Raw genomic sequence first — 14,249 nt, 5'->3', positions numbered from 1 at the left:
GATTCGTGCGGGTCCACTGGCTCGTGCGGGTCCACGGGCCTATGCGGGTCCACTGGCTCGTGCGGGTCCACTGGCCTATGCGGGTCCACTGGCTCATGCGGGCCCACTGGCCTATGCGGGTCCACTGGCTCATGCGGGCCCACTGGCCTATGTGGGCCCACGGGGCCCAGCGGCCTCGCGCGGCCGGTGTGGCCTATCCGGCCTATCCGGGCCTTGCGGCTCCTGCGGCTCCTGCGGCTCCTGCGGCTCCTGCGGCTCCTGGGCCTCAGGTTTCTCTGGCCTCTCCGGCTCCGGTGGCCTCGATGGCCTCTCTGCCCCCTCCCGGCCCTGCGCCCGTCCGGTCTCTGCGGTCCGTCCGGCTCTCCGGTTGCTCCCGGCCGGTCATGCGGCCCTCTGGTCCCTGCTGGCCCTGTGGCCCTCCCGCCCCTGCGGCCCTCTCTCCCCTCCCAGCTCGCTGGTCTTTGTGGCCCATCCGGCGCTCCGGTTCCTCCCGGTTATGTGGCCCTCCTGGTCTTCCCAGCTCTCCGGTTCCTCTCGGCCCTCCCGCCCCTCCGGTCTTTGTGGCCCATCCGGTCCTCCCGGCTTCCCGGCTTCCCGGCTTCCCGGTCTCCCGGCTTCCCGGTCTCCCGGTCTCCCGGCTTCCCGGCTTCCCGGTCTCCCGGTCTCCCGGCTTCCCGGTCTCCCGGCTTCCCGGTCTCCCGGCTTCCCGGCTTCCCGGTCTCCCGGTCTCCCGGCTTCCCGGCTTCCCGGCTTCCCGGTCTCCCGGCTTCCCGGCTTCCCGGTCTCCCGGCTTCCCGGTCTCCCGGCTTCCCGGCTTCCCGGTCTCCCGGTCTCCCGGTCTCCCGGCTTCCCGGCTTCCCGGTCTCCCGGTCTCCCGGTCTCCCGGCTTCCCGGCTTCCCGGTCTCCCGGCTTCCCGGTCTCCCGGTCTCCCGGTCTCCCGGCTTCCCGGTCTCCCGGCTTCCCGGCTTCCCGGTCTCCCGGTCTCCCGGTCTCCCGGCTTCCCGGTCTCCCGGTCTCCCGGTCTCCCGGTCTCCCGGCCCTCTGGTCCCTGCTGGCCCTGCCGCCCCTGTGGGGCCCTCTCTCCCCTCCCGGCTCGCTGGTCTCTGCGGCCCGTCCGGCTCTGCGGTTGCTGCCGGCCAGCCCTGCGGTCCTCCCTCCCGGTCCTCCCGGCTCTCCGGTCCCCGCTGGCCCTGCGGTCCTCCCGCCCCTGCGCCTCTGTGGTCGCCGGTGGCTCTGTGGCCTGTGATGCCTGGCGGTTTGTTCGGCCTCTTGGCCCCTCTGATCCTTCTGGCAGTCGGTGGCTCGGTGGTCTGCGGCCGGGGCGGCCGGTTGGGTCTCTCCCGCCCCTGTAGCCCGGTCCTGCCCGGCGCCCGTGTGGCCTTCGCCCCCCTTGGCGCTCCCGCAGGCCCCGCAGGCCCTCCGGTCCGCCTGGCGCCCGGTGCTCGTGCCCGGTGCCTTCCGGTGTGCCCCGCCCGTACGATCGGGAAGGTGGCTGGTCGACGGCGGGTTTCGGGTTTCTCGGTGGTGGGGCTGTGCCTGCTGCTCGTCGGGCTCGTGGGCTGTGGCGGCCGGAGCGTGGCCGACCCCGCACGCGCCGACGTCCAGCGGGTCCTGGACCGGCGCGCGGCGGCCGTCCTGGCCCACGACGCGGCCGCCTACGACCGCACCGGCACCGGCACCGGCTTCGGCAACCTGGACGCGATCCCGCTGGCCGCCTGGTCGTACCGGGTACGGGACGTGCGGCGCACCGGAGACAGGGCCACCGCCGACGTCGAGCTGCGCTACCGCGTCGAGGGCTACGACCGGGGCGCCGTCGCCACCGGCCGCACGGTGCGGCTGAGCCGGGACGGGACCGGCGGGCAGTGGTCCGTGGACTCCGACCGGCCCGCGGAGAAGTCCGGCCAGCAGCCCTGGGACCAGGGTGCGGTCCAGGTCGTCCGCGGGAAGCACAGCCTCGTCCTCGGCGTCGGGCAGCCCGCCGGCAACCTCCGCCGCTTCGCCGGCCTCGCCGACCGGGCGGTGCCCGCCGTCTCGGACGCCTGGGACGGCGACTGGGCCCGCCGGGTGGTCGTGGTCGTCCCCCGGTCCCTGGAGGGCATGGCGGGCCTGCTCGGCTCACCCGCGTCCTCCTACCGGGGCATCGCCGCCGTCACCACCGGGGAGACGGGCGGCCGGGAACGCGCCCCCGCGGACCGGATCATCGTCAACCCCGACGCGTACGGCCTCCTCGGCGACCTCGGCAAACAGGTCGTGCTCACCCACGAGACGACCCACGTCGCCACCCGCGCCGACACCACCTCCGCCACCCCGCTGTGGCTCTCCGAGGGCTACGCCGACTGGGTGGGTTACCGCGACAGCGGACGCTCCGCCGCCCAGTCCGCCGCCGAACTGGCCACCGCGGTCGCCGCGGGCGAGGTTCCGGCGCGGCTGCCGACGGACGACGACTTCGGCTTCACCGCCGACGCCGAGGAACTGGCCCGGGCGTACGAGGGCGGCTGGCTGGCCTGCCGGATGATCGCCGAGCAGTGGGGCGAGGACCGGCTGGACGCCTTCTACCGCTCCGTGGGCGCCCACGACGAGCGCGCCGGCGCCGTCGAGGACGCGATGAGGAAGGTGCTCGGGACGACCCTGGAGGACTTCACGGCGCGCTGGCGGGAGTATCTGCGGACGGGCCTCGGCTGAGGTCTCCGGACGCCTCCCCGGCCGGGTCCGGGGCCCCGCGCCGCACGGTGTCCCGCCACAGCGCACGGGCGCCGACGACGGAGGCGGCCACCAGCAGGCCGTTGCGGACGAACAGAAGCGTGATGCCGAGCGGGGTGCTCGTCACGACGTCGCCGAACAGCAGCGGGAACTCCAGCACCGTCACCAGGCTCGCCACCAGCACCAGGGTGACCGGCACCCGCATCCGGCTCGCCCGGAAGCACCAGCAGACCGCACCGACACCGATCAGCCACACCAGGTACTGGGGGCTGATCACCCGGCTCGTCACCGTGAACACCAGCACCGCCACGAAGGCCGCGTCCGCCGCCGTGTGCGCCGCCAAGCGCGGTGCCGCCGGCCGCCGTGCGGCCATCAGCCGCCACAGCAGAAGCCAGCCGAACGCCACCGCGCTCAGCCCCAGCGAGACCGTGCCCACCGTGCCCACGTGCGGGCCCAGGAACTCCATCGAGCCGTAGTTCAGCAGCACCCCGCCCTCCCAGCCGAAGTGCCGGGCGACGTGGAAGACCAGCGAGCCCAGAGACTCCACCTCGACCCCACGCTCCTGCTGGAACGTCAGGAACGCGAACGTCCCGGGCATCGACACGGCGAACAGCACGGCCAGTCCGACGCCGCTCAGCACGGCGGCGAGCCACGGCGCCCGCCCCCGCATCCCGAGGAGCACCAGCGCCGGCCACACCTTCAGCAGCGCCCCGAGCGCCGCCAGGCCCCCCGCCACGCGCGGATGCCGCCCGGCGACGAGCAGCGCGGCCACCGCGACGGCGGTGACCATCACGTCGTAGCGTGCGTACACCGTCGGACCGAGCAGCGGTACGCCCACCACCCACACCCACGCGCCGCGCGGCGAGCGCCCCGCTCCCCGGCCCGCATGCCACAGCAGCGCGAGGACGGCGGCGTCCGTGACGCAGACGAGGACGAAGAACGCCGTCGCGTACTCCAGGAAGGGCAGCAGGGCGGGGGAGAGGATCGCGAAGGCCGCGGCAGGCGGGTACTGCCAGGTGACGTCGTCCAGCGGAAACGTTCCGGTGCGCAGGACGTCGGACCAGCCCCGGTAGATGACGGACACGTCGCTCGTGACGTCGGGGCCGGGAAAGACCAGCACCTTCAGCACCACCAGCATCAGCACCAGCCGCGAGGCGCCCCAGGTCGTCAGCAGCCACACCGGTGACCGCTTCGCGTCCTTCGTCTCCACGTGCTCCCTGCCCGTCCGTGCCCGCCGGTCCGTGCCTGCCGGTGCGGACATGATGACCCGGACACCTGTGGGCGTGCCACAGGAGGCGGTCGGGCCCAGCACCCGACGGCCGGTTCGGTAGGGTCGGCGGCGTGCGCAAGACCTTGATCGTAACGAACGACTTCCCGCCCCGCCCGGGCGGCATCCAGGCCTTCCTGCACAACATGGCGCTACGGCTGGACCCCGAGCGGCTGGTCGTCTACTCCTCCACCTGGAAGCGGAGCCGCGAGGGCGTCGAGGCCACCGCCGCCTTCGACGCCGAGCAGCCCTTCACCGTCGTACGGGACCGTACGACGATGCTGCTGCCGACGCCGGGCGCCACCCGGCGGGCGGTGGGCCTGCTGCGCGAGCACGGCTGCACCTCGGTGTGGTTCGGGGCGGCCGCACCCCTCGGCCTGATGGCCCCGGCCCTACGGAAGGCGGGCGCCGAGCGCCTCGTCGCCACCACCCACGGCCACGAGGCGGGCTGGGCCCAGCTGCCCGCGGCCCGGCAACTTCTGCGCCGGATCGGGGAGTCGACGGACACGATCACCTACCTCGGCGAGTACACCCGCTCCCGCATCGCGGGCGCCCTCACGCCCGAGGCCGCCGCCCGGATGGTGCAACTGCCGCCCGGCGTCGACGAGAAGACCTTCCACCCGGCCGGCGGCGGCGACGAGGTGCGCGCCCGCCTGGGGTTCACCGACCGCCCCGTCGTCGTCTGCGTCTCCCGCCTGGTCCCGCGCAAGGGCCAGGACACCCTGATCCGCGCGATGCCCCGCGTCCTGGCCGCCGAGCCCGACGCCGTCCTGCTGATCGTCGGCGGCGGCCCCTACGAGAAGGACCTGCGCCGCCTCGCCGAGGAGACCGGCGTCGCCGCCTCCGTGCACTTCACCGGCCCCGTGCCCTGGTCCGAGCTGCCCGCCCACTACGGCGCCGGCGACGTCTTCGCCATGCCGTGCCGCACCCGCCGGGGCGGCCTGGACGTGGAGGGCCTCGGCATCGTCTACCTGGAGGCCTCCGCGACCGGGCTGCCCGTCGTCGCCGGCGACTCGGGCGGCGCGCCCGACGCGGTACTCGACGGCGAGACGGGCTGGGTGGTGCGGGGCGAAGACCCGGACGAGTCCGCCGACCGCATCACGACCCTCCTCGCCGACCCGGAACTGCGCCGCAGGATGGGCGAACGGGGCCGGACGTGGGTCGAGGAAGAGTGGCGCTGGGACCTGCTGGCGGAGCACCTGAAGGCGTTGCTCTGACGCGGGACGCCTTGTAAGCACGGGCACTGGAGATATACCCAGGGGCGCGGGGAACTGCGGGAGCAACCACGACGAACCCGCACCCGCCCACGGCGACAACGGGGCACCCCACTAGGCACCCCACTAGTAGGCACCCCACTCGGCGCCCTACTTGGCGTAAATCGCCTCGATCTCGTCCGCGTAATCCTTCGCCACAACATTCCGCTTCAGCTTCAGCGAAGGCGTCAAATGCCCCGAGTCCTCGGTGAACTGCGCCCCCAGCACCCGGAACTTCCGCACCGACTCCGCCTTCGACACCGCCGCGTTCCCGTCGTCGACCGCGTCCTGGATCGCGGCCAGCAGCTCCGGGTCCTCCCGCAGCGACACCGCCGTCGAGCCGGCCGGCTTCCCGTGCTCCGCGCACCAGCGGCCCAGGAACTCCTCGTCGAGGGTGACCAGCGCGCCCACGAACGGCCGCCCGTCGCCGACCACCATGCACTCCGCGACCAGCGCGTGCGCGCGGATGCGGTCCTCTATGACGGCCGGGGCGACGTTCTTGCCGCCGGCGGTGACGATGATCTCCTTCTTGCGGCCGGTGATCCGCAGGTACCCGTCCTCGTCGAGGGTGCCGATGTCGCCGGTGTGGAACCACCCGTCGGCCAGCGCCTCGGCGGTCGCGCCCGGGTTGTTCCAGTACTCCTTGAACAGGTGCTCGCCGTGCAGCAGCACCTCGCCGTCGTCCGCGATGCGCACCACGGAGCCGGGCAGCGGCTGGCCGACCGTGCCGATCTTCTGCCGGTCCCACGGGTTGAAGGCGGTGGCCGCGCAGGACTCGGTCAGGCCGTAGCCCTCCAGGACCGTGAAGCCGATGCCGCGGAAGAAGTGGCCGAGCCGCTCGCCGAGCGGGGCACCGCCCGAGATGGCGTACTCACCGCGCCCGCCGAGGACCGTACGGAGCTTGCTGTAGACGAGCTTGTCGAAGACCTTGTGCTTGACCTTCAGGCCCACGGACGGGCCCGACGGGGTGTCCAGCGCCTTGCTGTACGCGATCGCCGTGTCCGCGGCCTTGTCGAAGATCCTGCCCTTGCCGTCGGCCTGCGCCTTGGCGCGCGCCGAGTTGTACACCTTCTCGAAGACGCGCGGCACACCGAGGATCAGCGTGGGCCGGAAGGCGGCCAGCTCGTCGGTGAGGTTCTTGATGTCGGGGACGTTGCCCAGCTTGATCGGCGCGATCATCGGCGCGACCTGGACCAGGCGGCCGAAGACGTGGGCGAGCGGGAGGAAGAGGAGGACCGAGCACTCACCGGTGCGGAAGAGCGGACGCAGTCGTTCCACCACGTTCCCGCACTCGGCGAAGAAGCTGCGGTGGGTGAGGACGCAGCCCTTGGGGCGGCCGGTGGTGCCGGAGGTGTAGACGATGGTCGCGGGGTCGTCGGCCTTCGCGATCGAGCCGCGCTCCTCGACGGCCCGGTCCGTGACGTCCTGGCCCAGACGACCCAGCTCCTCCACGGCGCCCGCGTCGATCTGCCAGACGTTCTTGAGGGCGGGCAACTGCTCGCGCACCGACTCGACGGCGGCGGCGTGCCCGGCAGACTCCACGACGCACGCCGTGGCCCCCGAGTCGCTGAGGATCCACTGCACCTGCTCCGGCGAGCTGGTCTCGTACACCGGCACGGTGATCGCGCCCGCGCTCCAGATCGCGAAGTCCAGCAGGGTCCACTCGTAGCGGGTGCGGGACATCAGACCGACCCGGTCGCCCGGCTGGACACCGGAGGCGATCAGGCCCTTGGCGGCGGAGTGCACCTCGGCGAGGAAGGCGCGCGCGGTCACGTCCTGCCAGGCGCCGCCCACCTTGCGGGCGATGACGGCGACGTCGGGATGCTGCGCGGCGTTTCTGCGGACGATGTCGGTCAGGTTTCCGTCCGCGGGGACCTCGTACAAGGCCGGAAGGCTGAACTCGCGCAAGACTGCTGCTCCTCATAGGGCGCCGGCGCCACGACACTGTGTGATGCGACGGTGCGGTCCAAGGCTCGGGCAAGTGCTCGGGAGAACTCATGCGCGATTCACATGTTGAAATCCAGAGCACGACTGGACTGCCCGGACGTTACCCGCCGGTATGCGTTCTCCGACAGGGGGTCCCCGCGAGATGTTCGCTGCGTCACACGGATGGGGTTTGCTTTGCGCACAGTAGTCGACGTATCAACCGACCAGCCAGTAACCGCAGGTCCGACCGCCACTGTTCACATCACGCGCGCGCTGCTTACGCTTGATCGCCATGGCACCCACACCGCCCCACAACACGAGCACGCGCGTCCACGTGGTCAGCGACGTCCACGGCAACGCCCGTGACCTGGCCAGGGCCGGCGAGGGCGCCGACGCCCTGGTCTGCCTCGGGGACCTCGTCCTCTTCCTCGACTACGCCGACCACTCGCGCGGCATCTTCCCCGACCTGTTCGGCGTCGAGAACGCCGACCGCATCGTCGCGCTGCGCACCGCCCGCCGCTTCGACGAGGCACGGGAGTTCGGCAGGCGGCTGTGGGCCGAGGCCGGCGGGGAGCCGCGCGAGCTGATCGAGCGGGCGGTGCGCAAGCAGTACGCCGAACTGTTCGCCGCGTTCCCCACCCCGACGTACGCCACCTACGGCAACGTCGACGTGCCGCCGCTGTGGCCCGAGTACGCCGGCCCCGGCACCACCGTGCTCGACGGGGAGCGGGTGGAGATCGGCGGCCGCGTCTTCGGCTTCGTCGGCGGTGGCCTGCGGACCCCGATGAACACGCCGTACGAGATCAGCGACGAGGAGTACGCCGCGAAGATCGAGGCCGTCGGCGAGGTGGACGTGCTGTGCACGCACATCCCGCCGGAGGTGCCGGAACTGCTCTACGACACGGTGGCCCGGCGCTTCGAGCGGGGCAGCCGCGCGCTGCTGGAGGCCATCCGCCGCACCCGCCCCCGCTACGCCCTGTTCGGGCACGTCCACCAGCCGCTGACCCGGCGGATGCGCGTCGGCGCGACCGAGTGCGTGAACGTCGGCCACTTCGCGTCGACGGGACGGCCGTGGGCGCTGGAGTGGTGACCGCGGGCGGCGGACCCGCGCAGGTGGGTGGTGACATGAGCCCTCCCCGTGCGCGATAGCCTTCACGCGGCACACACGTGCGCGCGACGGGCGCACGGACGACCTCAGTAGCGGCCCGCATCCGGAGGAGCCACGGCGATGGCGGAACACACCAGCTCGAGCATCACCATCGAGGCGGCACCGGCCGACGTCATGGCGGTGATCGCCGACTTCGAGCGCTATCCGGACTGGACCGGCGAGGTGAAGGAGGCGCAGGTCCTCGCGACCGACGAGCAGGGGCGTGCCGAGCAGGTCCGGCTGGTCATGGACGCCGGGGCGATCAAGGACGACCAGACGCTGGGCTACACCTGGACCGGCGAGCACGAGGTCTCCTGGACGCTGGTCAAGTCCCAGATGCTGCGCTCCCTCGACGGTTCCTACCTCCTGCGCCCGGCGGGCACGGGCACGGAGGTCACCTACCGCCTCACGGTGGACGTCAAGATCCCCATGCTCGGCATGATCAAGCGCAAAGCGGAAAAGGTCATCATCGACCGAGCCCTGGCAGGCCTGAAGAAGCGAGTCGAGTCGAAGCACCCCTGACTGCGCGCAGCCGCCACGCCGCTGTCGCTGCGGGCAGTCGTGCCGCCGGGGCGGTACGGGTGGGCGCGGGCGGCACCCCGCAACGCCGGGCCGCGCACCCCCGGCACCCGCGCACCCCCGAGCCCGCACCCGGCGCCGCCCACGCACCGGTACCGTTCACCCCCATGCGCACCCTCCTGATCACAGGCCCCGGCGGCACCGGCCGTACCACCGTCGCCGCCGCCACCGCGCTCACCGCAGCCCGCCAGGGCACCCGCACCCTCCTCCTCGGCACCGACCGCGACGACACCCTCGGCGCCGCGCTCGGCGTGCCCACCGGCCCCGCGCCGACCCCCGTCGGACCGGGTCTCACCGCCTGGCGACCCGACACCGCCCAGGGCTTCCGGGACGCCCTCGCCGCTCTCCAGGACCGCGCCGCCTCCGCACTCGACCTCCTCGGCGCCTCCCGCCTCGACCCCGAAGAGCTGACCCCGCTGCCCGGGGCCGACGACCTCGCCCTGCTGCGCGCCCTGCGCGAGGCCGCCCTCGCCGAGGCGCACGACCTCCTCGTCGTCGACCTCCCGCCCGCGCCCCGCGCCCTCGCCCTGCTCGCCGCGCCGGAGGAACTGCGCCGCGCCCTGCGCCGCCTGCTCCCGCCCGAGAGGCAGGCCGCCCGCGCCCTGCGCCCCGTCCTCGGCCGGCTCGCGGGCGTCCCCATGCCGGCCGAGGCGCTGTACGAGGCCACCGCCCGCTGGGACCTGGAACTCGCCGCCGCCGAGGCCGTCCTGGCCGACCGGAACACCACCGTACGGCTGGTCGCCGAACCCGGACCGGCCGGCGCCGACGCCGTCCGCGCCACCACCCTCGGCCTCGCCCTGCGCGGCCTGCGCACCGACCTGCTGGTCGCCAACCGCGTCCTGCCCGAGGACGCCCCGGCGGACAGCTGGCTCAGCGGCCCCCTCGCCCAGCAGCGCAAGACACTGGAGGAGTGGCGGGGCACGTACGACGTCCGGGCCGTCGCCCATCTCGGCCGGGACCCGCGCGGCACCGACGACCTCGCCGCCCTCGACGTGCCCGGCGCCGGCCCGGCCGCCTCCCCGGTCGAGTGGCCCGTCACCGACCGGCTGACCGAGGACGGCGTCCTGGTCTGGCACATCCCGCTGCCCGGCGCCGTACGCGAGGAGCTCGACCTGATCCGCCGTGGGGACGAACTGGTCGTCGCGGCGGGCCCGTTCCGCCGCACCGTCCCGCTGCCGTCCGCGCTGCGCCGCTGCACCGTCGACGGGGCCGCGCTGCGGGAGGGGACACTCGCCGTCCGGTTCGCGCCCGACCCGGGACTGTGGCCGCGGGGACGATGACCCGACGGGGGCCGCGCCCGTTCGGGTAACGTCGTAGGGACGAACCGTAGTCAGGAGTCCGTCATGAGCGAAGAGCTCCCCCCGTCCGAGGCACCCCGCCCCGACGAGGCCGACACGGTCGACGAGACACGTGCGACCGGTGAGGCGCGAGCGGCCGACGAGGCGCGTGCGACCGACGGCGACGCCTGGGCGACGGCGTGCGCCGAGGACCTGGAGGCGGAGAAGGCCCGCCGCCGTGCCGAGTACGGGCCGCCGCCCGGCTCCGCCGCCGAGGAGCTGCGCCGGCTCGTCGAGACCGTCGCGGACAAGCTGTCCGGCCTCCAGTCCCCGCTGCTCGGCCAGGTCGCCGGGCCCGCCGCCCAGCAGGTGGTCCGGCAGGTCGTCCAGCAGGCGAAGGCCGCCGTCGAACCGGTCATCGAGCGCAACCCGGACGTCTTCGACCACCTCGCCGCCGCCGGCGGCGAACTCCTCGCCGCCTACCGCTCCGCCGTCCAGAACCAGGAACGCCGCTGGACCACCGGGGACACCGCGTCCGAGAATCCGCGCGACCTGGACGAACGCGACGGCGACGGCCGCGACGAGGACGACGGGGGCACCGGCCCGGGACAGCGCATCGACCTGGACTGAGCCCCGCCTCGGGTACGGTTGCCCTTAGCGGGGCTCGACCGAACTGAGGGATTCATGGGACTCACCATCGGCGTCGACATCGGCGGCACGAAGATCGCGGCCGGCGTGGTCGACGAGGAAGGCAACATCCTCTCGACCCACAAGGTGCCGACCCCCACCACACCCGAGGCCATCGTGGACGCCATCGCCTCCGCGGTGGAGGGCGCGCGCGTGGGGCACGAGATCGTCGGCGTCGGTATCGGTGCCGCCGGATACGTCAACCGCCAGCGCTCGACGGTCTACTTCGCGCCCAACATCGACTGGCGCCAGGAACCGCTCAAGGAGAAGGTCGAGGCGCGCGTCGGTCTCCCCGTCGTCGTGGAGAACGACGCCAACGCCGCGGCCTGGGGCGAGTACAAGTTCGGCGGCGGCAAGGGCCACCGCAACGTCATCTGCATCACCCTCGGCACCGGCCTCGGCGGCGGCATCATCATCGGCAACAAGCTGCGCCGCGGTCACTTCGGCGTGGCCGCCGAGTTCGGCCACATCCGCATGGTGCCCGACGGCCTGCTGTGCGGCTGCGGTTCGCAGGGCTGCTGGGAGCAGTACGCGTCGGGCCGGGCGCTGGTGCGGTACGCCAAGCAGCGTGCCAACGCCACCCCCGAGCGTGCCGAGGTGCTGCTCGCGCTCGGTGACGGCACCCCCGACGGCATCGAGGGCAAGCACATCTCCGTCGCCGCCCGCCAGGGCTGCCCGGTCGCCGTCGACTCCTACCGGGAGCTGGCCCGCTGGGCCGGTGCCGGCCTCGCCGACCTGGCCTCGCTCTTCGACCCGTCCGCCTTCATCGTCGGCGGCGGTCTCTCGGACGAGGGCGACCTGGTCCTCGACCCGATCCGCAAGTCGTACAAGCGCTGGCTGGTCGGGGGCAACTGGCGCCCGGTCGCCGACGTGATCGCCGCCCGGCTCGGCAACAAGGCCGGCCTGGTCGGCGCGGCCGACCTGGCCCGGGAGCCCGACCCGATCATGTGACGATCACCTTTTGATCGACGGGACCCGTCCCACCCCAAGGGGCGCGGGGAACTGCGCGACCAGCCACGACGAACCGGCAGTCGCCCACGATCCCCGCGCCCCGACCCATAAGGCGCCCGATCATGCGGTCCCGTAAATTGACGGCATGGCAACGTCCCTCCCCGCGCTCCCCAACTCCCGCACCGAACCCGACGGTTCCGCGGTCGTCCGCGTCCTGAGCTACAACATCCGCTCGATGCAGGACGACACCGACGCCCTCGCCCGCGTCATCACGGCCTGCGCACCCGACCTCGTCCTCCTCCAGGAGGCCCCCCGCTTCTTCCGCTGGCGCAAGAAGATCACCCGGCTCGCCGCCGCCTGTGACCTGGTCCTGCTCTCCGGCGGCGGAACCGCCGCCGGCCCCGCGCTGCTCTGCTCCCTGCGGGCCACCGTCGAGCGCACCGAGGACGTGCTGCTCCCGCTCACCCCCGGTCAGCACCGCAGGGGCCTGGCCACCGCCGTGGTCAGGATCGGCGGGGCCCGGCTCGGCGTACTCAGCACCCATCTGTCGCTGCGGCCGGACGAGCGCCACGAGCAGGCCGGCCTGCTCCTCGGCCGGCTCGGCGCCCTGGACGTGACGCACGCCGTGGCGGGCGGCGACCTGAACGAGCGCCCCGGCGGCCCCACCTTCCGGCGGCTCGGCGACGGGTTGCGCGACTGCTGGACCGCCGCGCCCTGGGGCGGCGAGTACACCTTCCCCGCCACCGCCCCGGACCGCCGCATCGACGCGGTCTTCGTCACCGAGGGCGTCGAGGTGCTGGGCTGCGGGGTGCCGTCGGGGCTGCCCGGGGTGGCGGAGGACGACCTGAGGGCGGCCACGGACCACCTCCCGGTCCTGACCGCCCTCCGCGTACCAGCTGCGACCGCCTGACCGCTGGCCCCGCCCGGTTGCGGGTCCGGCCCGATCGCGGCCCCGCGGGCTACACCACCGCGCCGCGCCCCGGATCGTCGTCGTCCTCGTCGCCCGTCCGCATCCGCATGACCAGGGTGGCGAAGCCGCCGAGGAAGCCGCCGATGCTCAGGGTCGTCAGCCACCAGGTCATGTCCCAGCCGAGCACCACCGCAAGCAGGAGCAGCACCGGACCGCCGAGCACGCCCAGCCAGGCGAACTTCGAGGTGGGGTCCGTGTCGGGCAGCGGCGGCGGCTCGGGCGGCACGAAGTGGCCCTCGTCGTCCGCGTCGAAGTCGTCGTCGGACGGTTCGGCGGGGGTGTGGTCGCGGGGACCGACGCCGGGTGCGAACGCGACGGAGCTGCCCAGCGGCCGGTCCGAGGCGGGCCGGTCCGCCGTGGGCTTCTCGTCGTTCACCTCCGGCTCGAGCAGCGCCAGGTCCTCGACCGACTTGAACGGCTTCGAGCCCGGCGGGTCCGGGGGCTCCTCCCCGTACCCGGCGACGATCGCGTCCCAGGCGGCGTTCTCGTCGAAGGGCACGCCCTGCGCCTCGGGCCCGCCATCCACAGCGCGCTCCCGCCCCTCGTGGTGCTCCCGCTCCACGTCCCGCTCCTCGCGGTCCTCACGGTCGGAGTCGTGCTCAGCCACCTGCGGCCGTCCCTTCCTTGCCGAGACCGGGCTCCGGTTCCCCGACGGAACCGGGCGCGAGCCGGCCGATGAACGCGACGCTCTCCGCGAAGATCCGGTCCGCATCGTGGTCCAACGTCGCCACGTGGTAGCTCTGTTCCAGCAGGATCTCCGTCACGTCCGTCGACGACACCCGGCCCAGGATCCGCGCCGAGTCGGCCGGCGGCACCACGTGGTCCTGCGGGCTGCGCAGGAGCAGCAGCGGCTGGGTCACCTGCGGCAGGTCGCCGTCGGTCAGACGGAAGAAGGCGCGCAGCGAGTGCGCCGAGTGCAGCGGCACCCGGTCGTACCCCAGCTCCGCGCCGTGCGGCTTGGCGATGTCGCTGGCGATGCCCTTCGTGGCGGGCACCAGGTGGCGCAGGACCGGCAGGGCGTGCTGGGCGACGCCGTGCATCCGGTTCGCCGGGTTCACGAGGACGACGCCCTCGACCGCGTCGCCGTGCTTCGCCGCCAGCCGCAGCGCCAGCGCGCCGCCCATGGACAGGCCGGCCACGAAGACCCGCGTGCAGCGCTCGCGCAGGGCGCGCAGCTCGCGGTCCACCTCCGCGTACCAGTCCTGCCAGCCCGTGACCTGCATGTCCTGCCAGCGCGTGCCGTGCCCGGGCAGCAGGGGCAGCGCCACGGTCAGGCCGCGCGCGGCCAGGTACCGGGCCCAGGGGCGCAGAGACTGCGGGGAACCGGTGAAACCGTGACAGAGGAGGACGCCGGCCTCCCCGCCCTCGTGGCGGAACGGCTCGGCTCCGGGCAGCACCGGCACGTCTCGGTCTCCTGTCGTCAAGGGGGACTCGCGGGTCTTTCACCGTACGCGACCGCACCGACACCGACCAGGGCCGTCGGGGCCATTG

12 protein-coding genes are annotated in these 14,249 nt (G+C 73.6%); 8 read left to right on the top strand and 4 right to left on the bottom strand.

The genetic code is table 11. The features are described from left to right. Nucleotides 1-1,489 precede the first annotated feature (1,489 nt). A complete protein-coding gene (locus ACIQFU_RS22070) occupies nucleotides 1,490-2,683 on the top strand; it encodes a hypothetical protein (protein ID WP_402553718.1) in 1,194 nt (397 codons plus the stop codon). Here the strand turns inward: ACIQFU_RS22070 and ACIQFU_RS22065 are convergent. After that, nucleotides 2,640-3,911, bottom strand: a complete 1,272-nt coding sequence (locus ACIQFU_RS22065) for a glycosyltransferase 87 family protein (RefSeq protein ID WP_402553759.1) — start codon at nucleotides 3,909-3,911, stop codon at nucleotides 2,640-2,642. The two genes, ACIQFU_RS22070 and ACIQFU_RS22065, sit on opposite strands and share 44 nt — an antisense overlap. 131 nt (nucleotides 3,912-4,042) lie before the next feature. On the opposite strand from ACIQFU_RS22065, the gene ACIQFU_RS22060 reads away from it, so the two are divergent. Further along, nucleotides 4,043-5,185 carry a glycosyltransferase family 4 protein gene (locus tag ACIQFU_RS22060; RefSeq protein WP_402553716.1) on the top strand — a complete coding sequence of 381 codons (1,143 nt, stop codon included), beginning with the start codon at nucleotides 4,043-4,045 and terminating at the stop codon, nucleotides 5,183-5,185. A 147-nt stretch (nucleotides 5,186-5,332) separates the two neighbouring features. On the opposite strand, the gene ACIQFU_RS22055 is transcribed toward ACIQFU_RS22060, so the two are convergent. After that, complete coding sequence (locus ACIQFU_RS22055) at nucleotides 5,333-7,129, bottom strand: AMP-dependent synthetase/ligase (protein ID WP_402553715.1); 1,797 nt, start codon at nucleotides 7,127-7,129, stop codon at nucleotides 5,333-5,335. Between the two features lie 310 nt (nucleotides 7,130-7,439). On the opposite strand from ACIQFU_RS22055, the gene ACIQFU_RS22050 reads away from it, so the two are divergent. The 6 genes from ACIQFU_RS22050 (at nucleotide 7,440) to ACIQFU_RS22025 (ending at nucleotide 12,698) form a co-directional block, all read left to right on the top strand. Further along, entirely contained in the window at nucleotides 7,440-8,237 is a 798-nt protein-coding gene (locus ACIQFU_RS22050) for a metallophosphoesterase (RefSeq protein WP_402553714.1), read from the top strand. A gap of 138 nt (nucleotides 8,238-8,375) precedes the next feature. Further along, a complete protein-coding gene (locus ACIQFU_RS22045; RefSeq protein WP_402553712.1) occupies nucleotides 8,376-8,816 on the top strand; it encodes an SRPBCC family protein in 441 nt (146 codons plus the stop codon). A 164-nt stretch (nucleotides 8,817-8,980) separates the two neighbouring features. Beyond that, nucleotides 8,981-10,153 (top strand): ArsA-related P-loop ATPase, encoded by a 1,173-nt coding sequence (locus ACIQFU_RS22040; RefSeq protein ID WP_402553710.1) that lies wholly within the window; start codon nucleotides 8,981-8,983, stop codon nucleotides 10,151-10,153. Between the two features lie 63 nt (nucleotides 10,154-10,216). After that, nucleotides 10,217-10,780, top strand: a complete 564-nt coding sequence (locus tag ACIQFU_RS22035; RefSeq protein WP_402553708.1) for a DUF5304 domain-containing protein — start codon at nucleotides 10,217-10,219, stop codon at nucleotides 10,778-10,780. 54 nt (nucleotides 10,781-10,834) lie between these two features. Continuing rightward, nucleotides 10,835-11,788, top strand: coding sequence for an ROK family glucokinase (locus tag ACIQFU_RS22030; RefSeq protein ID WP_019327958.1), 954 nt, complete (start codon nucleotides 10,835-10,837; stop codon nucleotides 11,786-11,788). Between the two features lie 145 nt (nucleotides 11,789-11,933). Beyond that, nucleotides 11,934-12,698, top strand: a complete 765-nt coding sequence (locus tag ACIQFU_RS22025; protein ID WP_402553706.1) for an endonuclease/exonuclease/phosphatase family protein — start codon at nucleotides 11,934-11,936, stop codon at nucleotides 12,696-12,698. A gap of 49 nt (nucleotides 12,699-12,747) precedes the next feature. On the opposite strand, the gene ACIQFU_RS22020 is transcribed toward ACIQFU_RS22025, so the two are convergent. Further along, nucleotides 12,748-13,365, bottom strand: a complete 618-nt coding sequence (locus ACIQFU_RS22020) for a hypothetical protein (RefSeq protein WP_402553705.1) — start codon at nucleotides 13,363-13,365, stop codon at nucleotides 12,748-12,750. Continuing rightward, nucleotides 13,358-14,161, bottom strand: a complete 804-nt coding sequence (locus ACIQFU_RS22015; protein ID WP_402553704.1) for an alpha/beta hydrolase — start codon at nucleotides 14,159-14,161, stop codon at nucleotides 13,358-13,360. The genes ACIQFU_RS22020 and ACIQFU_RS22015 overlap by 8 nt, the downstream gene beginning before the upstream one ends. Between the last annotated feature and the right edge of the window lie 88 nt (nucleotides 14,162-14,249).

This window comes from Streptomyces sp. NPDC093065 (assembly GCF_044754585.1).
Classification (GTDB): Bacteria; Actinomycetota; Actinomycetes; order Streptomycetales; family Streptomycetaceae; genus Streptomyces.
This window is presented reverse-complemented; position numbering and strand designations above follow the sequence as displayed.